The sequence below is a fragment of the Candidatus Binataceae bacterium genome (assembly GCA_035500095.1).
Classification (GTDB): Bacteria; Desulfobacterota; Binatia; order Binatales; family Binataceae; genus JAKAVN01.
In genome coordinates this window covers 1-21,925 of the sequence record DATJXN010000011.1, presented here as the reverse complement: position 1 = coordinate 21,925, position 21,925 = coordinate 1, and the positions used below count along the sequence as shown (strand labels likewise).

Annotated in this window: 22 protein-coding genes; 12 read left to right on the top strand and 10 right to left on the bottom strand. The window is 64.5% G+C overall.

Annotated elements, in window-relative coordinates; translation table 11 throughout:
- Positions 1-52 precede the first annotated feature (52 nt).
- The 4 genes from VMI09_01575 to VMI09_01560 all read left to right on the top strand — a co-directional run bounded on the left by VMI09_01575 (position 53) and on the right by VMI09_01560 (position 2,572).
- Positions 53-934 carry a 3-hydroxybutyryl-CoA dehydrogenase gene (locus tag VMI09_01575; protein HTQ23353.1) on the top strand — a complete coding sequence of 294 codons (882 nt, stop codon included), beginning with the start codon at positions 53-55 and terminating at the stop codon, positions 932-934.
- 53 nt (positions 935-987) lie between these two features.
- Positions 988-1,221: an Lrp/AsnC ligand binding domain-containing protein gene (locus tag VMI09_01570; protein HTQ23352.1), complete on the top strand. Its 234-nt coding sequence runs from the start codon at positions 988-990 to the stop codon at positions 1,219-1,221.
- Between the two features lie 69 nt (positions 1,222-1,290).
- Positions 1,291-1,794 carry a GreA/GreB family elongation factor gene (locus VMI09_01565; GenBank protein ID HTQ23351.1) on the top strand — a complete coding sequence of 168 codons (504 nt, stop codon included), beginning with the start codon at positions 1,291-1,293 and terminating at the stop codon, positions 1,792-1,794.
- Between the two features lie 13 nt (positions 1,795-1,807).
- Positions 1,808-2,572, top strand: coding sequence for an SIMPL domain-containing protein (locus tag VMI09_01560; protein ID HTQ23350.1), 765 nt, complete (start codon positions 1,808-1,810; stop codon positions 2,570-2,572).
- Positions 2,573-2,602: 30 nt separating this feature from the next.
- On the opposite strand, the gene VMI09_01555 is transcribed toward VMI09_01560, so the two are convergent.
- On the bottom strand, positions 2,603-4,390 hold the full coding sequence (locus VMI09_01555) for a long-chain fatty acid--CoA ligase (protein ID HTQ23349.1): 1,788 nt from the start codon (positions 4,388-4,390) through the stop codon (positions 2,603-2,605).
- Positions 4,391-4,662: 272 nt separating this feature from the next.
- On the opposite strand from VMI09_01555, the gene VMI09_01550 reads away from it, so the two are divergent.
- The 5 genes from VMI09_01550 (at position 4,663) to tyrS (ending at position 11,790) form a co-directional block, all read left to right on the top strand.
- Positions 4,663-7,047, top strand: a complete 2,385-nt coding sequence (locus VMI09_01550; protein ID HTQ23348.1) for an MMPL family transporter — start codon at positions 4,663-4,665, stop codon at positions 7,045-7,047.
- A gap of 236 nt (positions 7,048-7,283) precedes the next feature.
- Entirely contained in the window at positions 7,284-8,333 is a 1,050-nt protein-coding gene (locus tag VMI09_01545; protein HTQ23347.1) for a COX15/CtaA family protein, read from the top strand.
- Positions 8,330-9,229 carry a heme o synthase gene (gene cyoE, locus VMI09_01540; GenBank protein ID HTQ23346.1) on the top strand — a complete coding sequence of 300 codons (900 nt, stop codon included), beginning with the start codon at positions 8,330-8,332 and terminating at the stop codon, positions 9,227-9,229. Before VMI09_01545 ends, cyoE begins: the two co-directional genes overlap by 4 nt.
- Positions 9,230-9,283: 54 nt before the next feature.
- Positions 9,284-10,600 carry a DUF1329 domain-containing protein gene (locus VMI09_01535; GenBank protein HTQ23345.1) on the top strand — a complete coding sequence of 439 codons (1,317 nt, stop codon included), beginning with the start codon at positions 9,284-9,286 and terminating at the stop codon, positions 10,598-10,600.
- A gap of 5 nt (positions 10,601-10,605) precedes the next feature.
- Positions 10,606-11,790 carry a tyrosine--tRNA ligase gene (gene tyrS, locus VMI09_01530; protein ID HTQ23344.1) on the top strand — a complete coding sequence of 395 codons (1,185 nt, stop codon included), beginning with the start codon at positions 10,606-10,608 and terminating at the stop codon, positions 11,788-11,790.
- 12 nt (positions 11,791-11,802) lie between these two features.
- On the opposite strand, the gene VMI09_01525 is transcribed toward tyrS, so the two are convergent.
- Positions 11,803-12,063, bottom strand: a complete 261-nt coding sequence (locus VMI09_01525; GenBank protein HTQ23343.1) for a hypothetical protein — start codon at positions 12,061-12,063, stop codon at positions 11,803-11,805.
- 121 nt (positions 12,064-12,184) lie between these two features.
- On the opposite strand from VMI09_01525, the gene VMI09_01520 reads away from it, so the two are divergent.
- Positions 12,185-13,027, top strand: a complete 843-nt coding sequence (locus tag VMI09_01520) for an enoyl-CoA hydratase/isomerase family protein (GenBank protein ID HTQ23342.1) — start codon at positions 12,185-12,187, stop codon at positions 13,025-13,027.
- Positions 13,028-13,065: 38 nt separating this feature from the next.
- Here VMI09_01520 and frdD read toward each other — a convergent pair whose 3' ends face one another.
- Genes frdD through frdA form a run of 4 tightly spaced genes read right to left on the bottom strand, consistent with a single transcriptional unit; the run spans position 13,066 to position 16,323 of the window.
- The gene (gene frdD / locus VMI09_01515; protein HTQ23341.1) at positions 13,066-13,416 is read right to left on the bottom strand and encodes a fumarate reductase subunit FrdD; all 351 of its coding nucleotides are present in this window, start codon (positions 13,414-13,416) and stop codon (positions 13,066-13,068) included.
- Position 13,417: 1 nt separating this feature from the next.
- A complete protein-coding gene (locus VMI09_01510; GenBank protein ID HTQ23340.1) occupies positions 13,418-13,828 on the bottom strand; it encodes a hypothetical protein in 411 nt (136 codons plus the stop codon).
- A gap of 4 nt (positions 13,829-13,832) precedes the next feature.
- A complete protein-coding gene (locus VMI09_01505; protein ID HTQ23339.1) occupies positions 13,833-14,573 on the bottom strand; it encodes a succinate dehydrogenase/fumarate reductase iron-sulfur subunit in 741 nt (246 codons plus the stop codon).
- On the bottom strand, positions 14,551-16,323 hold the full coding sequence (frdA, locus tag VMI09_01500; protein ID HTQ23338.1) for a fumarate reductase (quinol) flavoprotein subunit: 1,773 nt from the start codon (positions 16,321-16,323) through the stop codon (positions 14,551-14,553). The genes VMI09_01505 and frdA overlap by 23 nt, the downstream gene beginning before the upstream one ends.
- 331 nt (positions 16,324-16,654) lie before the next feature.
- Between frdA and VMI09_01495 the strand changes: the two genes are divergently transcribed.
- Entirely contained in the window at positions 16,655-17,338 is a 684-nt protein-coding gene (locus VMI09_01495) for a hypothetical protein (GenBank protein HTQ23337.1), read from the top strand.
- Positions 17,339-17,445: 107 nt separating this feature from the next.
- Here the strand turns inward: VMI09_01495 and VMI09_01490 are convergent, their stop codons facing one another.
- From VMI09_01490 to VMI09_01480, 3 genes are read right to left on the bottom strand one after another with little or no spacing between them, the layout of a single operon-like run.
- A complete protein-coding gene (locus VMI09_01490; protein ID HTQ23336.1) occupies positions 17,446-18,666 on the bottom strand; it encodes an MlaD family protein in 1,221 nt (406 codons plus the stop codon).
- Positions 18,667-18,721: 55 nt separating this feature from the next.
- Entirely contained in the window at positions 18,722-19,465 is a 744-nt protein-coding gene (locus VMI09_01485; GenBank protein HTQ23335.1) for an ABC transporter ATP-binding protein, read from the bottom strand.
- Complete coding sequence (locus VMI09_01480) at positions 19,462-20,220, bottom strand: ABC transporter permease (GenBank protein HTQ23334.1); 759 nt, start codon at positions 20,218-20,220, stop codon at positions 19,462-19,464. Before VMI09_01480 ends, VMI09_01485 begins: the two co-directional genes overlap by 4 nt.
- Positions 20,221-20,321: 101 nt before the next feature.
- Here VMI09_01480 and VMI09_01475 point away from each other — a divergent pair, with 101 nt between their 5' ends.
- A complete protein-coding gene (locus VMI09_01475) occupies positions 20,322-20,669 on the top strand; it encodes a gamma-glutamylcyclotransferase family protein (GenBank protein HTQ23333.1) in 348 nt (115 codons plus the stop codon).
- 44 nt (positions 20,670-20,713) lie between these two features.
- Here VMI09_01475 and VMI09_01470 read toward each other — a convergent pair.
- Positions 20,714-21,925: sigma-54 dependent transcriptional regulator (locus VMI09_01470; GenBank protein HTQ23332.1), on the bottom strand; the 1,212-nt coding region annotated here is incomplete at its 5' end.

Below are 21,925 nucleotides of genomic sequence, written 5' to 3'. Positions count from 1 at the left end.
ACGCGTTGCACGGGAGTTTCGGTGGAAGCCGCGGGTTAATGGAGAGTACTGGATGGCGGTTAGCAGGGTCGGAATCGTAGGTTCGGGGCAAATGGGTGGCGGCGTCGCCGAGGTGGCGGGGCAGGCGGGTCTGGACGTCCTGATCCACGACATCAGCGAGGACCTGTGCCGGCGCGGCGTGGAGAATATCGGACGCGACCTCGATCGGATGGTCAAGCGCGGTCGGATCAAACCCGAAGAGGGCCAGCGCGTCCTTAGCCGCATCAAGACCACCACTCGGCTTGACGATTTTCGCGAGGTCGATTTCGTTATCGAGGCCGTAGTCGAGAACGAAGAGGCCAAGATCAAACTGTTTCAGCAGCTGGACAAGGTCTGCTCGCCCGAGATCATTTTCGCCTCCAACACCTCGTCGATTTCGATCACCCGGATGGCTGCACGCACCAGCCGCGCGCCGCGATTCATCGGGATGCACTTCATGAACCCGGTGCCGGCAATGAAACTGGTCGAGATCATCCGCGGATTGGCGACCTCGCAGGAAACCTTCGAGCAGACGCGCGCGCTCGCCGAGCGGCTCGGCAAGAGCACCATGACCGCCGAGGATTTCCCCGGCTTCATCGTCAACCGCGTGCTGCTGCCGATGATTAACGAGGCCATCTACACGCTGTACGAGGGCGTCGGCGGCGTAAGCGATATCGACCTTGCGATGAAGCTCGGGACCAATCAGCCGATGGGCCCGCTCGAACTCGCCGACCTGATCGGACTCGACACCTGCCTTGCGATCATGGAAGTGATGCATCGCACGTTCGGCGACGACAAATATCGGCCGTGTCCGCTGCTCAAGAAATACGTCGACGCCGGCTATCTGGGGCGCAAGGCCGGCCGCGGCTTCTACAAGTACGAACAGGGAGTCGCGATTCCGCCGGAGGCACGCTGAGCCGCCGTGCCGGCGAAAATGGTCCGTGCAAATTCGTCAAGGAGGAAGTGCAGATGTCGGTCAAAGCGTTCATCCTCGTCGATACCTCGCCGGGCAAGGCTCGGGAAGTCGCAACCAAGCTCAGACAGGTGGGAGGAATCTCCAGCGCTCACGCCGTGACCGGCCCGCACGACATCATCGCCGTCGCCGAAGCTCCCGACGTCTCTTCGCTCGGCGAACTGGTGGTGCAGAAAATTCAGAGCGTGCCCGGGGTCAACCGCAGTCTGACTTCGATCGTTGCCGACTAGCGGGGGACGGGGGGTGGAAAGATCCTGTCGCCGATAAATGCAGTTCAAGTTTCGGGTTTCAGGAGAGCAATGGCTGAACTTCCAGTAGTCAAGCGGCTGCGCAAGGAGATGGAAAACCTCAAGCGCGAGTTGACCGTGGAATTGCCCAAGGAGTTGGAGCGGGCGCGCGCGCACGGGGACCTCTCCGAAAACGCGGAGTGGGCGATGGCCAAACAGCGCCAGGAATTCCTGCGCGCGCGTCTGGCCAATCTTGAAGCGCGCGTCGCCGAACTCGCGCGAATCAACCTCGATTCGATCCCGCGCGACACGGTCGGCCTGGGCAGCCGCGTCGAGCTCGAAGACCTCGACGAGAGCGTCAGCGTCGAATACGAGATCGTGGTGCCCGAGGAGGTCGACGGCGCCGCCAATCGCATCTCGCTTTCCTCTCCGCTGGGACGGGCGCTGATCGGTAAGGCCGAGCAGGACGATATCGAGGTGCATACGCCGCGCGGCAAGCGCGCTTACCTGGTCAAGCGCCTGGTGACGATCCATACGATCCTCGCTCTCGAGAGCGAAGAGAACCCGCGGAGCTGATTCCCGCAGCAAGATGGAGCGCGGGTCGATCTCGTTTCCTGCCGCGGTGATTCTCGGCCTCCTGGTCGGGGCCGGCGCGGCGCTGGGCGGCTTCTTTGTAGGGCAGGGCTTTCTCCAGGGCCGGCGCCCCGAGCGTTACGTCAGTGTCAAGGGACTGGCCGAGCGCGACGTCAAGGCCGATCTCGCGGTGTGGACGCTGAGCTTTACCGCGACCGGCGCCGATATCAGCGCGGTCAGCGCCACGAGCGAACACGATCGCGAGCTGGTGCGCGCCTTCATTGCCAAGTCCGGCTTCATCGACCGCGAAATCGTGCCCCTGACGACGCGGATCAACGACCAGTTCGCTTTCGCCACCCTGATGGGCCCGCCCAACGTCGAGGCCTCCCGGCGCTACGTCATAACCGCCGGCTTCGAGATTCGCACCACCAAGATCGACGCGGTACGCGAGGCGAGCGAGATGACGGGCGAGCTGATTCGGCAGGGCGTGGTGCTGGACGGACATCAGGAAAGCGGCACCGCCAACCCCGCTTATTTGTTCACCCGCTTAAGCGACATCCGGCCCGCGATGCTGGCGCAGGCGACCAAGAGCGCGCGGGCGTTGGCCGAGCAGTTCGCGGCCGACTCCAAGAGCCATCTCGGCGCGATCCGACGCGCGAGCGAGGGCGTCTTTCAGGTGATGAGCCGCGACGGCGAAACACCCAATCCGACCGAGGAGCGCGCCTCGATCGAAAAGAAGCTCCGCCTCGTCACGACGATCGACTACTACCTGGCCGAGTAGCGGCGGCCGCCGGCCGCGCCTCGCCTGCGACTATCCTCCGTACATCGATTCGATCGCCTCGCGGTAGTGCTCGATAACGACCTTGCGCCGCAGCTTGAGGGTCGGCGTGAGCTCGCCGTTGTCCTGGCTGAACGGATGCGCCACCAGCGCGAAGGCGACAATCGTCTCGACGTCCGAGAGGCCCTTGTTCAGCTCGTGCACGCGCTGATGATAGAAGGCGCGCATCGCCGGGTCCGTGACTGCCTGCTCGTGCGGGCGCATCGCGATCAGCTTCAACGGCGGCTGCGTGGTCAGGTACTCGAAGTCGGGGACAATCAGGGCGGCCAGATGCTTGCGGCGGTCGCCGACGACGCAGGCTTGTGCGATCGCCGGGTCCGAGGTCAGCCGGTTCTCGAGGTTGGCCGGCGATACGTTCTTGCCGCCGGAAAGCACGATGATTTCCTTTTTGCGGTCGGTGATGCTGATGTAGCCCTCGTCGTCGATTCGCGCGATGTCGCCGGTATGGAGCCACCCCTCCCCGTCGATCGCCTCGCGCGTCTCGACCTCCAGCTTGTAGTAACCGCGCATCACGTTGGGACCGCGCACGAGCAACTCGCCGTCGGGCGCCGTGCGCACCTCGACGTCGCGTATCGGGCGGCCCACAGTGCCGATCCGGGTGTGGCCGTGCAGGTTTACCGAGACCACCGGCGCGGCCTCGGTCAGCCCGTAACCCTCGACGATCGGGACTTCGGCTGCCGCCAGGAAGCGGCAGATCTCGCGCGGCAGAGGCGCACCGCCGGAGATCAGATAACGCAGGCGGTTGCCGAAGATCGCGCGGATGCGCGTGAAGACCAGTTTGCGAAAGAGCGCCAGCGGAGCCGCCAGGCTAGCCGGAACAATATCGCCCCTGTGACGATAGGCCGCGGCGCGCGCTCCGACCGCGATCGCGCTCTTGAACAGCGCCCGCCGCACGGCCGATCCCGTTTCGACCGTGCGCATCACGCGCGTGTAAACCGCCTCGAGCACGCGCGGAACCGTCAGCACGATGGTTGGATTGACTTCGAGCAGGTTCTGCGCGATCTGGCCCAGCCCTTCGGCGTAGGAAATCGAGCCGCCCGCCATCAGCACCGTGTAATAGCCAGCGGTGCGCTCGAACGAATGAGCGATCGGCAGGAACGAAAGCGTCGCGTCCTGCTCGTTGAGGTCGAGCGCGGCCTGCGACGATTCGCAGTTGGCGAGCAGATTCCCCTGCGTGAGCATCGCGCCCTTGGACGGTCCGGTCGTGCCCGAGGTATAGATAAGCGTCGCCAGATCGTCGCGCGAACCTTCGATTGGCGGAGTCGGCGGATGCGCGGTTATCTGGGAGAAAGTGAAGATCCTGAGCTTGCCTCGGACACCATACGAGGGCGGTGCGCCTTCGGCGGGAGTCATCTGGATGATGCCCTGGAGGTCGGGGAGCGCGCGCGCCATCTCAACGATTTTCGCGAGCGCAGCGTCGCCGTTGACTGCGACCAGGCTCGCGCCCGAATCGGCGAGGATGTGGCGGGTCTCCTCGACCCCGGCCGTGGTGTAGAGCGGCACGACCACGGCGCCCATCCCGAGCGCCGCCTGGTCAACCACGACCCAGCGCGGACAGTTCTCCGACAGGATCGCGAGCCGGTCGCCGCGCTCGAGTCCCAATTCGAGCAGGCCCGAGCGCAGGCGCGCGGCCTCGTCGGCGACATCATTCCAGGAGTGATCGCGCCAGGCCTTACCCGTCTTCTCCCGCACGAAGGCCCGATCGCCAAGCCTTTCAGCCTGTGCGGTGAAAAGCTCGGACAATGTCGCAAAATGGTTCACCCGCTGACCTCCGCCTATCCGCGTCCTGGCAACCGAATCTACTATCGCAAAGCGAGACGCGCGCCAAACCTGGGCGCGGATGATCGTCCGGCCCGCTTCGTGAAGATGCGCGGCGGTCGCGACCGGCACGTGGAGCGGTTTGGCTCGCTATTGGCGAATACTGGGGGCGTTGGTATTGTGCCCCGAATCGGCGGCTTCGGCGCGCGTGCGCGGCTTTGAGTAAAAGTTCTCGCGCAGAAGTGCCGTTGACCGACTTCAGCACAGGAATTTCGATGGCCGAGCACCTCGTCAACTTGATCGTCCGCCTGACCCTGAAACATCGATGGGTTGTGCTCGCGCTGCTCGCCGCGCTGACGCTCTTTTTCGCCTGGCAGGCGCGCGCGGTGCGGATGTACAGCAAGTTCAGCGACCTGCTCCCGCAGGCCCATCCGTACGTTGCCGCCTACAATCACTTCCGCGAGATCTTCGGCACCGCCAACGTCATGACCGTGGAGCTGCAGATCAAGCACGGCGATATCTTCACCAACAAGACGCTCAACAAGATTCGCTACGTCCATCGGCAGATCGATCTCCTCGACGGCGTCGATCACAACCTGATTAACTCGATCACCGGCACCAATGCGCGCAAAGTGGTGGCGACCAGCGGCGGCCTGATTATTTCGCGGCCGCTTTTGCCCGATGAGATTCCGACCTCCGCCGCCGACCTCGAGCGCGTCAAGTACGACGTGATGCACAGCCTCGCCTACGGAGTCCTGGTCTCGCCCGACGGCACCAGCGCGGTGATCACGGCCGGCTTCAACGAGGGCCAGATCGATTACGGCGAGATGCATCGGCGGCTCGCCGAGATCAAGCGCACGGTGGAAGACGACAATACCGTGATGTACGCGACCGGCGAGCCGGTGTTGAAGGCCTGGTGCTGGTACTACAAGGGCGAGCTGGCGGAGATTTTCGGCGTCACCGGCCTGTTCATCCTGTTCTCGCTGGTGCTCTATTTCCGCCGCGCCTATGGCGTGATCCTGCCGATCGTCGGGGCGGCGGCGCAGGTCATCTGGGGTCTCGGCTTTCTCGGACTGCTTCGCTTTAACCTCGACGTTCTGGTGCTCGTCATCCCGTTGCTGGTGACGGCGCGCGCCGCCAGCCACGGAGTGCAGCTGCTCGAGCGCTATTTCGAGGAGCTCGAGCGCACCGGCGATCGCCATCAGGCCGTGCGCCAATCGATGGACGAGCTGTTCCTGCCGGGCGCCATCGGAATCCTGGCCGACGCCGCGGGAATCCTGGTGCTGGCCGTCGCCACCATTCCGCTGGTGCGCAAGGTCGCCTTCTTCGCGAGCTTCTGGGGCTTCTCCAACATTTTCACCATCCTGATTCTGCTCCCGTTGCTGCTCGACGTTCTGCCTACGCCGGTGGTGACCCGCCATTACGTGCCGCACTGGATGGCTTCGGCGCTGCACTGGGTGGGCGAAACCTGCACCAGCCGCCGTGGCAGATGGGTGGTGTTCGGAATCGCTGCGGTGGTGGTGGCGTTCGGGCTGCAGCAGGCGGTCAAGCTGCCGATCGGCTACACGGAGCCGGGCTCGCCGCTGTTGTGGCAGGACTCCGACTTCAACGTGTCCTCGCGCCACGTCAATCGCACTTACGGCGGCTCCAATGAGCTGGTGGTCTATCTCCAGGGCGACCGCCCCAACGCGATGAAGGATCCGGCGCTGCTCGCGTTGCTGGATAACTTCAGCCACTACATGCTCGCGCAGCCACAGGCGACCGATAGCCGCTACACCACGACCCTGGTCGGCCGCCTGAACAGCCTCTTTCACTACAACGATCCGGTGTGGCAGCTTCCGCCGCGCGACTTGAAAGGCATCGGCCAGATGCTCTTCATGTACCAGTCCTCGGCGCCGTCGCCCACGATCATTTTTCAGTACATGGACTACCGGGCCCGCGATGGTCAGTTCGTGGTCTTCTATAAGGACCTGGAAGGCACGACCGTGATGGAAGCGCTGGCGCGCGCCAAGCGCTTCATCGCGACCCATCCCATGCCGCACGTCAAATTCGTGCTCGCCGGCGGCAGTATCGGACTGACCGCGGCGCTCAACGACGAAATCGCGTACTCCGACCGCGTCAGTACGCTGCTCATAATGGGAGTGGTTTTCACCTTGGTGGCATTGAGCTACGCGTCGTTGACCGCGGGCGCCATGGTGCTGATGACGCTCGTCGCGGCGGGCGTTGTAAGCTTTCTGTACATCGGGCTCAAGGGCGTCGGGATCAACATCAACACCCTACCGGTGACCGCGGTGGGTATGGGCATCGGTGTTGATTACATCCTGTATGTGGTGGACCGGATAAAGCGCGAATACGGACGCCTGCACGACTACGACGCCGCGATCAAGCGAGCGATCAACACCTCCGGGATGGCCGTGACGTTTACCGCCACCACGCTGGTCGGCGGCGTGATGCCCTGGTACTGGATGTCGAGCCTGCGTTTCTCGGCCGAGATGGCGCTGTTGCTCGCGCTGCTGATGCTGACGCACTGGCTCGCGGCTATCACCCTGGTCCCGTCGATTTTCTCGATCGTGCGGCCGAGCTTCGTCGCGCGCGACATCGAGCCGCTCGATGCGCTCGAGGCCTCGGAGGCGACGAAGGGCAGCGTGCGCGTCGCGTGAGGCCGCTTTATGGCGGGTAAAGAACCTATTCGGGGCGCCGGCGCGGCGCTCGATGAATCTTGGCAACGGTCCGTGCAGGCTGATATCTTACTTTAGCCTGCATTGTTTTTCCGATCGCGTATTGTTCGGAAATCTTATAATGCGATGGGTCCGGTGGCGTCGTGTGGAAGGGAATCCGTATTGATAGATGCCGCCATTGTCTTGATGGCGAATCGATTTGATGGAAACGGAATAAGTTGAGCGCGCTTTCACAGACCACGCGGGCCGGCTTTCGATCCTCGCCCGAGGCGCGCCGAGCGTCCGCCTCGCTACCGGCGCTCCATCGCTTTGCCATCATCGCCGCCGGAGCGACCTTTGTCCTGGTCTTCGCCGGGGGACTGGTGACTTCGACGGGTTCCGCGATGGCGGTGCCGTCGTGGCCGCTCGATGCCGGCCGCCTGATACCGCAGCAGTGGAACCCGGGCGTCATCTTCGAGTGGGGCCATCGCGCGGTCGCCGGCACGGTCTCGATTCTGACCCTGACGCTGGCGCTTTGGGTTTGGATGGCCGAGCGGCGCGCCTGGCTCAGGTACACGGCGCTCGCGGCTTTTGGGATGGTGCTCGTGCAGGCCGTGCTCGGCGGGATAACCGTGCGCTTGAATCTGCCGCTCGCGGTCGCGGTCGCGCACGCGATGACCGGGCAGGCGTTCTTTTGCCTGATGGTCGCGCTGGCGCTCTTCACCAATCCGCGATGGGAGACGACGGCGCCGCTTGCTCCTCGGGCCGGCCGCGCGCCGCTTGCGCCGCTTGCGGCCGCAACGACGGCGATAATCTACCTGCAGATAATCGTTGGCGCGATTATGCGTCACATGCACGCTGGACTCGCCATTCCCGACTTTCCGCTCGCCTTCGGCCATCTCGTTCCGCCGATGTTCTCGCTGCCGATCGCGGTCAACTTCGCCCATCGATGCGGCGCCCTCATAGTGACCGCGATGGTGCTATGGACCGTCGCGCGGGCGCTGCGCCAATACCCTGAGGAGCAGGCGTTGTGCCGCCCGGCGCGGGGATTGCTGGCTCTGCTCGCAGTCCAGATAGGGTTGGGCGCGGCGACGGTGCTCAGCCGCCGCGCGGTCATCCCGACGACCTCGCACGTCGCGGTCGGCGCGGCGGTGCTCGCAGCCTGTCTCGCGCTGACCTTGCGCGCGTGGCATCTCGAACGCGCCTCGCGCGCCGCTATCGTGTCGGCGAGCGTCCCGGCGCCTGAGACTCAGCTCGGCTCGCGGGCAGGCTACGAGGCGGGCGCATGAGCACCGAGGCGGTTGCACTGGAATCGGCAGGGGGCAGGCGCAAGCGTCTCGCGGCCTATTTCGAACTGACCAAGCCGCGCGTGGTCGCGATGGTTCTGCTGACCACGCTGGTCGGCTTCTACCTCGGCAGCGCCGAGCGCTTCGATCTGTGGCTCGCGCTCAATACGCTCGCCGGCACCGCGCTCGCCGCCGGGGGCACGCTCGCCCTGAACCAGTACTTCGAGCGGGGGATCGACGCGCTGATGATCCGCACGCAGCATCGCCCGCTTCCCATGGGACAGCTCACCCCGGTCGAGGCGCTCATCTTTGGCGCCGTCGCGACGGTCGCGGGATGCGCATGGCTCTGGCTCGCGGCGAATCTGCTCGCCGCCGCGGTGACCGGGGCGATAGCGCTGCTCTACCTCTTCGCCTACACGCCGCTCAAGCGGGTGTCCTGGATTTGCCACGCGGTCGGCGCGGTGCCGGGCGCACTGCCGCCGGTTGCGGGATGGGCGGCGGCCAGTGGAAAATTGGGCCTCGAACCGTTCGTCCTGTTCCTGATCATGTGCCTGTGGCAGCTTCCCCATTCGCTCTCGATCGCGCGGCTTTATCAGAGCGACTACGCGCGGGCCGGAATCAGCATGCTTCCGCTGGCGCGCGGGCGCGGAAATCCGGTCGACCGACTGATCCTGATCGATTCCGTGGCGCTGATCCTTGCGGGAGCGCTGCCTACGATGCTCGGCTTTGCCGGGCGGGTCTCGCTGATGGTCGCGGTGGCGCTCGGCGGGATGATGCTTTTCTTCGGACTGCGCCTCGCACGCAACCCCGACGCCGCCGCTGCGGCGCGGCGCGTGATGTTCGCTTCGCTCTTCTACCTGCCGATCATCTTCCTGGTCATCGTCCTCGACCGCGTGTAGCCCCGGGGTCTGGAACGTGAGTTTCCTCGATTGGAAGCGCAGGAGGACTTGGACATGAGCGGCATCCGGAGCCTGTTGTGCGCAATCGCAGCTATCGCGCTCGGTCTGGCGGGCGCCGGGACGCTTGCGGCGGCGGACACCGCCACGATCCCTCCCGGCACTAAAATCACGATCAAGAACTGGCAGCAGTACAAGGCTTTCATGCCGGACGGCATGATCGCGCTGTTCGAGGGCAACTCCAATTGGAAGATGCCGTCCGACGTCGAGATGGATGTCGGACCGACGACGCTTCATCCGCTGCCCAAGCCCTTCTGGGACGCGGTCGAGAAGTACTCGGCGCAGACGCGCTTTTTCAAGCTGCCCAACGGCGCGTACAAGCTCGAGAACTACGTCGCGGGAGTGCCCTTCCCGCATCCGTCGGGCCCCGACAAGGGCACCGAGATCGCCGCCGACGTCACCTTTCGCCCCGTCGGCCATCTCTACGTCGGCATGCCGGACTCGGGCACGCCGTTGTCGATCTGCACTCTGGACAAGTTCGGCACCCGGGCCTGCACGCGGGTCGATTACAACTATCGTCAGCTTGCCTACAACTGGTTCCCCGACGTCTCGCACACGGAGCCAGGCGCGACCGGCGCCTGGTACGGGGAATGGCTGATGGTCGAGGTGCCCGACGAGGCGAAGTATTCGGCCGATCTCACGGTGTTCTGGCAGGACGTGACGCGGCTGCCCGACGACTATGTTTTTATTCCGGCGCTGCGCCAGGCGATGCGGCTTTCGACGGCGGCGCGATGCGCGCCGCTATTCGACAGCGACATCACGCACGACGACCAGCGGGCGGGATGGAACGGCGGGGCTTCGGTGTTCGAGGGCAAGTTCCTGCACGAGCAGAATATTCTCGCGCTGGTCGACATGACGACCGCGCCGGGCAGGTTTCCCGAGAACTACGATCTGCCGCTCGGCTGGGCGAAGCCGTCGTGGGGCAAATGGGAAGTGATACCGGCGTGGGTGACCGAGGTGCGCCGGATTGAATCGATGCGCACCGGTTACTGCTACGGCAAACGCGTCATGTACACCGCCGAAGCCTATTTCGCCAACGTGCACGAGGATCTCTACGACTCGAACATGAAGCTCTGGAAAGTCGTGAACATCGGGCTGCACCCGCGCGAGGACAAGCTCCATCCCGAGTGGGGACCCCAGTATTTTGGCGGCGGGATTATCGAACAGTACTGGAATGTCCAGGAGCACCATGCCACGCATCTCTTCACCGCCAACGCCAACGGCGAGGACTTGTGGGCCGACCGCTACTCGCCGCAATACGACAACATCTCGAAGTTTCAGAATCCCAACGGGCTCAACCAGCTGATTCGTTAATCTGCGTGGACGAGAACCAGGCCACAGAGCAGGCGCGCGAACTTGCGCAGAACGCGACCGAGGTCATATCGGGCGATGAGCTGGCGGCGAAGCTCGGCGAAGGCCATCCGCTCCGGGTCAAGCTGGGGATGGACCCGACCGCGCCCGACCTGCACCTGGGCCATTCGGTAACGCTCAAGAAGCTCCGCGACTTTCAGCGCCGCGGCCATACGGCGATCTTTCTGGTCGGCGACTTCACCGCAATGATCGGCGACCCGACCGGGCGCTCGGAGACGCGCAAACCGCTCACCCGCGAGCAGATCGTCGCCAACGCCGAAACCTACCAGCGCCAGGTCGCGAAAATCCTCGACCCCGCGCTTACCGAAGTCCGCTTCAACAGCGAATGGATGGACAAGCTCGAGGTCCGCGATCTCATCGGGATCGCGGCCAAGCTGAGCGTCGCGCGGATGCTCGAGCGCGACGACTTCGAAAAGCGCCTCGCCGAACAGCAGCCGCTCTTCCTCCACGAGCTGCTGTATCCGCTGGTTCAGGGCTACGATTCGGTCGCGCTGCGCGCCGATGTCGAGCTCGGCGGCACCGATCAGAAGTTCAACATGCTGGTCGCGCGCGAGTTGCAGCGCGCGTTCGGCCAGCCGCCGCAGGTCGTGATGACCATGCCGCTGCTCGAGGGCCTCGACGGCGTGCGCAAGATGTCGAAGTCCTACGGCAACGCGGTCGGACTGACCGACGCTCCGCGCGACATGTTCGGTAAACTCATGTCCATCCCGGACCGGATGATGCTCCGCTACTTCGAGCTTCTCACGGACGCCGCGCCGGAGGAGATGCAGGCGATCCGTTCCGGCAAGACGCATCCGATGGAGGCGAAAAAACGCCTCGCCGCGGCGATCGTCGCCGAATATCACGACGAGGCCGCGGCGAAGGATGCGCGCGACTACTTCGAGAGCAAGTTTCAGCGCCGCGAGGTTCCGCAGGACGTCCCGGTGTTTCGCATCGCCGCGGAGCTTTGGATCTGCGAGCTGCTAAAGCAGCTCGGCTTCGCCGCCTCCACCAACGAGGCGCGGCGGCTAGTGGGGCAGGGCGCTGTGCGTGTCGATCGGCAGACCGTAAGCGACGTCAATTTCCGTTTCGTCCCCGGAGAGCATCGCATCCTCGAAGTCGGCAAGCGCCGCGTCGCCAGAATCGAGTCCTGAGGGCTCCAGCCTCTACTCCTTCTTTGCCGCTTCCACCGCGACCAGCTCCTTGAGCCGCTTCATCACGCGGTCGAGCGCGCGCGTATAGCGCTGCTTGGTCCAGGTCTCCTTGGTGCGCATTTTGAGCCACCCGAGCTTCACCGCGTCGGGCTTGTTGCCCATCTCGCCGGTCGAGACCTCGATCACCGCCCGCTCTTCCGGCGTGAGCTGCGTGAGCACCTCGCGCTTTAGGTTCTGCAGAAATCCGGCCTTGAGATCGATATCGACTTTCATGGTTGGACCCCGTCGCAGCCCGCTCGATAAATGGAAATCTGCGCGATGCAACCCATTCTACTCCGATTCGTCTTGACAGCCGAAGCGCGCGCGGGCTACGCCAGCGCGGAGGAGGCTCGCGATGAAACACTGGAGCGTCGAACGACACGATCACGTCGAAGTCTGGACCTATCGCAATCCACCGATGAATTACTTCGTAGCGCCGGGCGCGGGCGAGCTGGTCGAGCTCGTCGGCAGGGCCGAAGCCGATGCAGACCTCCGCGCGATCATCCTGACCGGCGGAATCGAGGGCAAGTTCATTACTCACTACAGCGTCGACGAACTGGCCGCGATGGCCGCCGACCCGGCCGAGTGCGCCCGCGTCTTCCCCGGGATGGAGCTCGGATACCATCGGATGCTCGACCGGATCATGCTGATGCCCAAGGCGGTGATTGCGGCGATCAACGGCGACTGCATGGGCGGCGGCTACGAGCTTTCGCTTGCGTGCGACTTTCGGCTCGCCGCGGACGGGCCGTTCCAGATAGGCCTGCCGGAGGCGGTGCTCGGCATCCTGCCGGGCGGCAGCGGAACCCAGCGTTTGCCGCGGCTCATCGGGCGCGGCAAGGCGCTCGAGGTGATGCTGTTCGGCAACGTCTATTCGCCGCGCGATGCCGAGCGGATGGGCATGGTGAACCGCGTGCTGGCGCCCGACACGCTGATGGCGTTCGCGACGGGATGGGCGCGGACGCTCGCCAAACGAGCCCCGCTCTCGATCGCGTCAATCAAGCGCGCGGTTTACCTCGGCGCCGATCTGCCGCTCAATGAGGGGCTTTATATCGAGCGGGCGGAGATGCGCGACGTGATGTGTAGCGAGGACGCACGCGTCACGATGAACGCTTACAACAAGGCCGTGGCCGAGGACGCGATCAAGGCGCGGACCGATTTCCTCGCGGGCATCGGCGTGCCGGAAACCAAGGGCCGCTGACCGCGCCGGCGGCGGGGCGAGGCCGTTAAACGCTCACTTTAGACCGTGAGCGCCAGATAGACCCCGGTGAGTGTGCAAAGCGCGGCCGCTGTATAGAGCACCATGCCGAGCGCGGTTTCCAGATGCTTGATGCGCAGGAAATCGACCAGCGTCAGGCGCAGCCGATGCGCCGCGTGGAAGAAGCCGAAGAAGAACAGCACCATAAAATACAGGCGCACAAGCGGATGCTCGACCAGATGCAGCACCCCCTCGTAACCCGGGCCGGTGAATACGCCGAGTGGGAACAGGATGCCGAAGAGCAGGATATGAACCGGCAGCAGGTAGCCCGCGACGAAGCCCCCCGTGCCGAACAGGAACCATACTGCTGGTTCGTTGGCGCGTTTGCCCATTTTACGACGCCCCCAGGATAAAGGCCGCCACGATGATGGTGGCGATGGCCCACAGGATGTAGCTCGGCAGCGCGGTGGTCATCTCGGGAAGCGGATGGCCATGTCTGCGCGGGAGAAATACCTTCGGCACCAGCTTGGACCAGGTGTAGGTATGCAGCGCCAGGAAGGCGAGCGCGATGATGTTCAGGAGGATGATCTTCGGATGACGCATGTGGGCTTGGAACGCCGCATAGGCCTCGGGGCCGCGCTTCAGCGCGCAAAGCTGCCCGAGCGTAACCAGCAGGAAGTAGGCGACGAAGACGCTCGAGAACTCGCGCAGGATGAAGATCAGGTAGTTGCGGCGTTCGAGCCACCACCAGTTGGAAATGGAGCGGTGAAGCGTCCGGGGTTCGGATTGCAACTGCGCGTCCATCAGTTCACTTGCCTCCCCACGGCATCAGGAACGACTTGTACCATTCCTTGGTGGCGGTGAGCTTGAATTCCTGGATCGCGAGCGACGGGTCGACCTCCTTGGGGCAGACCTCGGAACATTCGCCGATCACCGTGCAATCCCAGATGCCGTCGTGCTGCGAGAGCACGTCGAGCCGCTCGCTGAGGCCCTGGTCGCGCGAGTCGAGATTGTAGCGCTCGGCCAGCGCCAGCGCCGCCGGACCGGTGAAGTGCGGATCGATTCCGTAAACCGGGCATGCCGAGTAGCACAGCATGCAGTTGATGCAATGGCTGTATTGCTTGAAGGTCGAGAGCTGCTCCGGCGTCTGGATATACTCGCGCGCGGGCGGAGTCTTGTCCTTGCGCACGATCCAGGGCTTCACCCGGCTCAGCTTCTCGAGGAAGTCGGTCATGTCGATCACGAGATCGCGTGCGACCGGGAAATGGCGCAACGGCTCGACCCGCACGGGCCCTGGCGCGAACTTCGAGAGCAAGGTCTCGCAGGTCAGGCGCTCGTAGCCGTTGACCACCATCCCGCAGCTTCCGCAGATCCCCATCCGGCACGACCAGCGGTAGGTAAGCGAGCCGTCGAGCTTGTCCTTGATGTAGTTCAGCGCATCGAGGACCATCCAGTCCCCGCGCAGCGGAACCTCGTACCTTTGAAAGTGGGGCTCGGCGTCGGACTCCGGCGAGTACCGCGCCACCTCAATGACTATCGTGTCCGCCATCTGTCGTTTGCTCTCCGTAAACCCGCTTGCCCGGCGGCCAGCGCGTGATCGTCACCGGCAGATAGGAAACCGCCGGCCGCCCGTCCTTGCCTTTCGAGACCACCGAATGCGCCAGGAACTTCTTGTCGTCGCGCTCGGGGAAATCGGTGCGCTGATGCGCGCCGCGAGACTCCTCGCGTTGCAGGCCGCACTGCACGATGGTCTCGGCGACGTCGAGCAGGTATCCGAGCTCGAGCGCCGCGACCAGCTGGGTGTTGAAGGCGGAACTGCGATCCTCCATCGAGATCGCCTTGTAGCGCTCCTGCATCTCGGCAACCTTGTTCACCGCCTCGGCCAGCGACGCGCGCTCGCGATAGATGCCCGCGCCGGCCTCCATCGCATGCTGCATCGCCTCGCGCAGCGCCGAAATCTTTTCCGTCCCGCCGGTTTTGGCCAAATACTGCGTATGGATCCGCCGCTCCTCGTCCGCCCCCTGCGCGAGCAGCGGGGTCGACGCGGGTGTCGAGGACTGGCTCGCGTACTCGGCCGCCGAGCGTCCCGCCCGCGCGCCGAAGACCAGCAGCTCGCCCAGCGAATTTGAGCCCAGCCGGTTGGAGCCGTTGAGGCTCACGCACGCCGCCTCGCCTGCGGCATAGAGTCCCTTGAGCGGGGTCGCCGCGCTGGTGTCGGTGTGGATGCCGCCCATCATGTAGTGCTGCACCGGCCGCACCGGGATCAACTGGTGAACCGGGTCGATGTTCTCGTACTTGACGCACAGCTCGCGCACCATCGGGAGCTTTGCGTTGATCTTCTCCTCCCCGAGATGGCGCAGATCGAGGTGAACCACGTCGCCGTATGGGCCTTTGATGGTGCGGCCCTTCTCCATCTCCTTGACGAACGCCTGTGAGAGGCGGTCGCGCGGGCCCAACTCCATCGTGCGCAGCACCGGTTCCTTCTGCGGCTTGCCGAGGTTGTAATCCTGCAGGTAGCGGTAGCCGTCCTTGTTCAGCAGCAGTCCGCCCTCCGCGCGCGAAGCCTCGGTTATGAGGATGCCGGTGAAGGGCAGGCCCGTGGGATGGTACTGAACCATCTCCATGTCTTTGAGCGGCGCACCCGCTTCGTAGGCGAGCGCCATGCCGTCGCCGGTGCAGATATTGGCGTTGGTGGTGTAGGGAAACACGCGGCCGCATCCGCCGGTGCAGATGATCACCGCCTTGGCGGTTATCAAGCGAACTTTGCCGGTCTTGAGCTCGATCGCCACCACGCCGCATACGCGATCATCTTCGACCAGCAGCTTGGTGACAAAGGTCTCGTCGTAGCGCGCGACCGGGTAGCGCAGCGAGGTTTGAAAGAGCGTGTGCAGCATGTGGAAGCCGGTCTTGTCGGCGGCGAACCACGTGCGCATCTTTTTCATCCCACCGAACGGGCGCACGGCGATCCTGCCGTCGTCGCGCCGGCTCCACGGGCATCCCCAGTTTTCCAACCGCAGCAGTTCCTTGGGGCACTCATTGACAAAAATCTCGACGCAGTCCTGGTCGCTCAGCCAGTCGCCGCCGGAGATGGTGTCGTAGGCGTGCTCGTCGTACGAGTCGTCCTCGGCGATTACGCCCGCGGCGCCGCCCTCGGCGGACACGGTATGGCTGCGCATCGGGTAAACCTTGGAGACCACCGCGACGCTCAGCTTGGGGTTGGATTCGGAGACGGCGATCGCGGCGCGCAACGCGGCGCCGCCGCCACCGACCAGAAGAACATCATGCGAAGACGTTTCCACGGCTATTTCAGACCTCGGCTTGCGCCACCCTACGATAAGCGCCGCTACTTCTCAATAAGATACTCATATAAGCCGGATTTCAATCCGGGCGATCCTCCTCGATCGCAATCGGAGGCGGAGCCTCTTGCGGGGTTCCCTCGGAGCGAGCCTCAGCCCAAAGCCGGGCAAAACGGATGGACTATAGCGCACGCCGTTTCCACTTGCCAAGCCAAAGGGGGCGCGTTCGTATCGGCCCGCCGCCGGGCCGATTCGCTTCTACCTCGCAGGCGCCAATTGCGCTAGGTTCGCATCAGTTCGATCGGCATTACGGGATTTACGGGAGGCATCAGCGATGGCGGAGCGATTACTTAGCAGGGAAGAAATCGTCGAAATGGAAAAACTCACGGTTGACCGCCTGGTCGAAAGCATCGACCGCGGCGACCGCGAAGGCGCCAAGAAACTCGCGCGCCGAATGTACAACGAATTTCTCAGCATGCACGACCTTTATCGCAACTGGACTTCGGCCACGCTCAGCTTCGTCGGCCGGCGCTTCGGCGACAAGGCGCTCGAAGAGGCGATGGACGAGGGCGTCAAGGCGTGGTGGGGTCCCAACCTCGAGAAGATGCCGCAGGACCTGCGCGCGCGGGTCAAGATGTTCGCGGCGGGGCTCCGCGGCCATCTGCAGCCTCTGCACATCGAGGAGGACGACGAAAAGGTCGTCATCCAGATGCGCCCATGCGGGAGCGGTGGACGGCTGGTGCTCGAGGGCAAATACGAAGGGCCCGACGCTTTTCTGACCGTCAAGGGCAAGCAGTTCCTGACCTATGGACGCGACAGCTTCCCCGTTTATTGCACGCACGAACCGGTGATGGAGCGCCAGGATATCGAGGCCCACGGCGCGCCGTTCGTGGTGGTCGAGCCGGCGCATGAGATCGGCAAGGAGCACTGCAATTTCATCATCTATAAGGATCGCTCGAAGGTGCCGGCGAAATATTATGAGCGCTTGGGGATGAAGAAGCCTGAACCTGCGAAGTGAGCGGGGACATAATGCCGGACCGGGCTATGGCGCGCGCGCCCCGGACGCGTGCGCCATAGCCCGGATGCCGATTCAACCGAGATCCCGCTAACGCCTGCGCGCGATCTTCAGTTCGACGGCGGCGCGGATGCCGGAGCGGGGCCTGCCGCGCCAGTGGCGGGCGGCGCAGTGCCCGCTGGCGGCACTGCGCCGTCCGCTGGGCTGTAGGCCGGAGTGTCACTGCCCGGCGCGGCCAGCACGGGCGCATAGCTCGGAGAGGCCGTCGTGCCGAACGGATGTGTCAGGCTGTAGGCGCCCCGAAACAGCGAGAACCCCCATCCGCTCGCGCTCACCAGGTTGGTGGTTTTGTTGTAGAGCGATGGATCGTTGACCAGCAGGCCGAGCGTGCCCTGGCGGCTGTCGATCTTGTCGAGCACGTCGCGCAAGTCGTTCGAAGAGCGGTCCAGGTTGCGCATTACGCGGCTTGCGTACTCCTGATCCTGCATTAGTTGCGGCAGCAGGCCGCGGGCATGGTCCATCCGCTCCACCAGGTCGTGCATCTCGGTTGATGATTGCTGAAAGTTTGCCGCCGCCGTGCGCATCGACGCAGCGGCATCGGTTACGTCCGCCACCATGCGCCTGCCGTTGTTGCGCGGACTCAGGATCGCGCCGAGCACGCCTTCGCCGTTGTTGATACGATCGACCGCGAGGTCGAGTTTGGCGCTCAGCTGCTGAAGGGTATCGACCGTATCCCGGATCGAGGCGAGGGTGAGCGTCTTTTCCCGCGGATTGGCGGGGCCCCGGATCAGTTCGGCGAGAATTCCGTTGCCCTGGTTGACCGTATCGAGCAACTGCCGCATCGCGTTCGAGATCGCGAGGACATTGGCGACCAGGTCGCCGGTGCCGCGCGCCTGCAGCAAAGCGGCATAGTTGACAGGGTCCTGGCTATGGACCAGCGCTTCAGGCTCGACCGACGGAGCGTTGGCGGAGCCGGCGGTCAGCAGCAGAAACTTGTCGCCGAGCAATCCCAACGATTCGATTTTGGCCACCGAGTCCATGCGCACGCGCGCGACCGCGTTGGCTTCGATCCGCATGCGCACGACGACATAGTTGGCGCGCCGGTCTGGGGGGAACTGGATCGACGCGACCGAACCGATATTGACGCCCGAGAGATAAACCGGCGCGCCGACCTGCAGACCGTTGACGCGCTGGAAATGCGTCGTCAGCTCCTCGCTGCCGGCGAGCCATCGCAGCCCTCCGCCAATCGAAAAGATCGCCGCCGCCAGGATCGCCATCCCGACGATCATCACGATTCCCACCCGCAAGGAATGACTGCTCTGTTCCGCCATGGCTTGAAACTCCGTACGTTGCGTATTCCACGACAGTCGGCCGCGCGCCAATTCTCTAGAACGCGGCCTTGAGAAACTCCTGCATCAGTTCGTCGCGCGTCGTGCGCGCTTCCTCGGCCGTCCCGCTAAACCGGATCCGTCCGTTATCGAGCAGCGCGAAGCGGTCGCCCACGGTGAATGCGCTCTTGAGATCGTGCGTCACCACCACCGAGGTGAAACCGAGCTGCCGCTGCATCCTGCGGATCAGCTCGTTTATATGCATCGTGACGATCGGATCGAGGCCGGTGGTCGGTTCGTCGTAGAGCACGGCGCGCGGCTCGAGCGCGAGCGCGCGGGCGAGCGCCACGCGCTTCTTCATACCGCCCGAGAGCTCCGCGGGGTAAAGCCGCTCGGTGCCCTTCAGATCGACCATCGCGAGCAGCTCGGCCACGCGCGCGGCGATCTGCGGCTCGCTAAGCGTCGCGTGCTCGCGCAGCGGGTAGCTGACATTGCCGTATACGGTCTGCGAATCGAACAGCGCCCCGAGCTGAAACACCATCGCCACCTTGCGGCGGACGTCGTAGAGCTGATTTTCACTGAGCCCACTGAGCGAGCGCCCGTCGATCCAGACTTCGCCCTCGTCCGGCGCGACCAGTCCGTTTATATGGCGCAGAATGACGCTTTTGCCCTGACCGCTGCCGCCCAGCACCACCAGCGTCTCGCCCTCGCGAACGTCGAAGTCGACGCCGCGGAGCACGGCCTTGCCGTTGAAGGTCTTGGACAGCCCCCGCACGCTTATGTAGGGACGAGCACCCGTCATCCGACCGCCATGAACAGCTTGGTGAGGAAGAAATCCGACACCAGCACGCCGATCGACGCCGCCACCACCGCCGAGGTCGTGGCGCGCCCCACGCCGTCGGCGCCACCGGTCGCGCCGAGCCCCTTGCTGCATGCGATGATCGCGATCAGGTAGCCGAAGAACACTGCCTTGCCAAGACCGCTCGTCAGATCGCCCAGCCGCGTGTTGTTCACCAGTGAGGTGAAAAAATATCCAGCGCCGAGCCCGAGCTGGGTCACCGCGATTATGAGCCCGCCGACGAGCCCAATCGCATCCGAGATGATCGTCAGCACGGGCAGCATCAGCACCGTGGCCAGCACCCGCGGCACCACCAGCTTCTTGACCGGGCTGGTCGCGAGCGCCCGCATCGCGTCGATCTGCTCGGTGACCTTCATGCTGCCGAGTTCCGCGGTGATGCCGGCGCCGACGCGCGCGCCGATCATCAGCGCGGTCAACACCGGGCCCATCTCGCGGAACAGAGACAGCCCCATGATACGGCTGATATAGATCTTGGCGCCGAAGCGGGCGAGAAACTGTCCCATCTGCAGCGCCAGCACCATGCCGGTGAAGATTGCGGTAAGATTGACGACGTTGAGCGAGCGCACGCCGACGCTGTCGAGTTGTTCGATCAGCAGACCGCCCTCGAACGGGCGGGTGAACGCCTGGCGGATGCATTCGCGAGTCAGCAGACCGATGTCGCCGAGTTGTGCGAGGAAACGCTTGAACGCCTGACCCATCGATTTAGCCGCGGCCCGCCCCGCCGAGAGCGTAAGGGATGCCGCTAAGCGCGGCAACCGCTTCGCGCCGCCGCGCGCAAGCAGATTGAGAGGAAGCCCGGATGAGCAGGCATGACGAGGACGGCGCTCTGTTCGTGTATGGCACGCTGCTCGACGCAGCCCATCGCAGGTCGCTCCTCGGACGCGAAGTCGCCGCTGCTCCTGCGCTGCTCGGGGGCTACGAGCGGCTGCGCGGCCGCTACTTCTATGTCGTCCGCCGCCCAGGCGCCGAGGTCGCGGGGCTGGTGCTGAGCGGGCTCGGCGAGCGCGACCTCGCGGTGCTCGATCATTACGAGGCCGTGCCGCGGCTCTACACGCGGGAGAAACTCGAAGTTGCGGACGCGGGCGGCGCGATGCTTCGATGCTGGGTTTACCTGCCGACGGCGAAGCTGCTCGCGCTCAGGACCTGAGGGAGGAGGACCTGAGCGCGGGGGACCTGAGCGCCGCGCGGCCTTCACGCCTTGATGTCGGCGGGCATCGGGCGCCCGTCGGGTTTCTTGATTCCGAACTTGTCCAGCCGGTATTGCAGCGTGCGATAGCTCATGCCGAGCATCTTGGCCGCCTTGGCGATCACCCAGTCCGCACGCTCCATCGCCTGCAGAATCAGGTCGCGTTCGAGATTTTCGAAATTGATTCCCTCGGCCGGCATCTCGAAGCGCTCCGCCCGCGAGCGCTCGGGCGCGCGCGTCGGCATCTTGCGCGCCAGCACCTCCGCTGGCAGGTCCTTGGGCACGATGCGGTCGCCCTCGCACAGCAGCAGCGCGCGCTCGATCGCGGATTCGAGCTGGCGCACGTTGCCCGGCCACGAATAGTCGAGCAGCACCTCCATCGCCTCGCGGCTTATCTCCTTGACCAGGCCGTGCGCCAGGTGGGCGAAGCGATGCTTGAGCGCATTTTCGACCAGCAGCGGGATGTCCGAACGGCGTTCGCGCAGCGGCGGCAAAGTGATGGTGACGACGTTGATGCGGTAGTAGAGGTCCTCGCGAAACCGTCCCTGGGCGACCTCTTCGGCCAGCTCGCGGTTGGTGGCCGCGACCAGGCGGACGTCGACCCGGATCGATTCGTTGCTGCCGACGCGGCGCAGCTCGCGTTCCTGGAGCACGCGCAGCAGCTTGGCCTGCAGGGCGATATTGAGGTCGGCGATCTCGTCGAGAAAGAGCGTGGACTTGTCGGCGCTCTCGATAAGCCCGATCTTGCGCTCGTTGGCGCCGGTGAAGGCTCCGCGCTCGTGGCCGAACAGTTCGTTTTCGATGAGGCTGTCGGGTATCGCCGAGCAGTTGATCGCCACGAACGGGCGGCTCGCGCGCGGCGAGAGCTTGTGAATCGCGCGCGCGATCACTTCCTTGCCGGTACCGCTCTCGCCCTGGATCAGCACCGTCGAGTACGACGGCGCGACCTTGCGCACCACGCGAATCACGTCCTGGATCGCGGGATGCTGGCCGATGATGCCTTCGACCTGGAGTTTGCCCTCAAGGCGCGTGCGCAGCAGGATGTTCTCCTGCGCGAGGCTCGCGAACTCGGCCGCCTTGCCCACCGTCATCACCAGCTTGTCGCGGTCGGTCGGCTTGGTCAGGTACTCGAAGGCGCCGCTCTTGGTCGCCTTGACCGCGCTCTCGATCGTGCCGTGCGCGGTCAAAAGCACGACCTGGCTGCCCGGGTAGGTCTG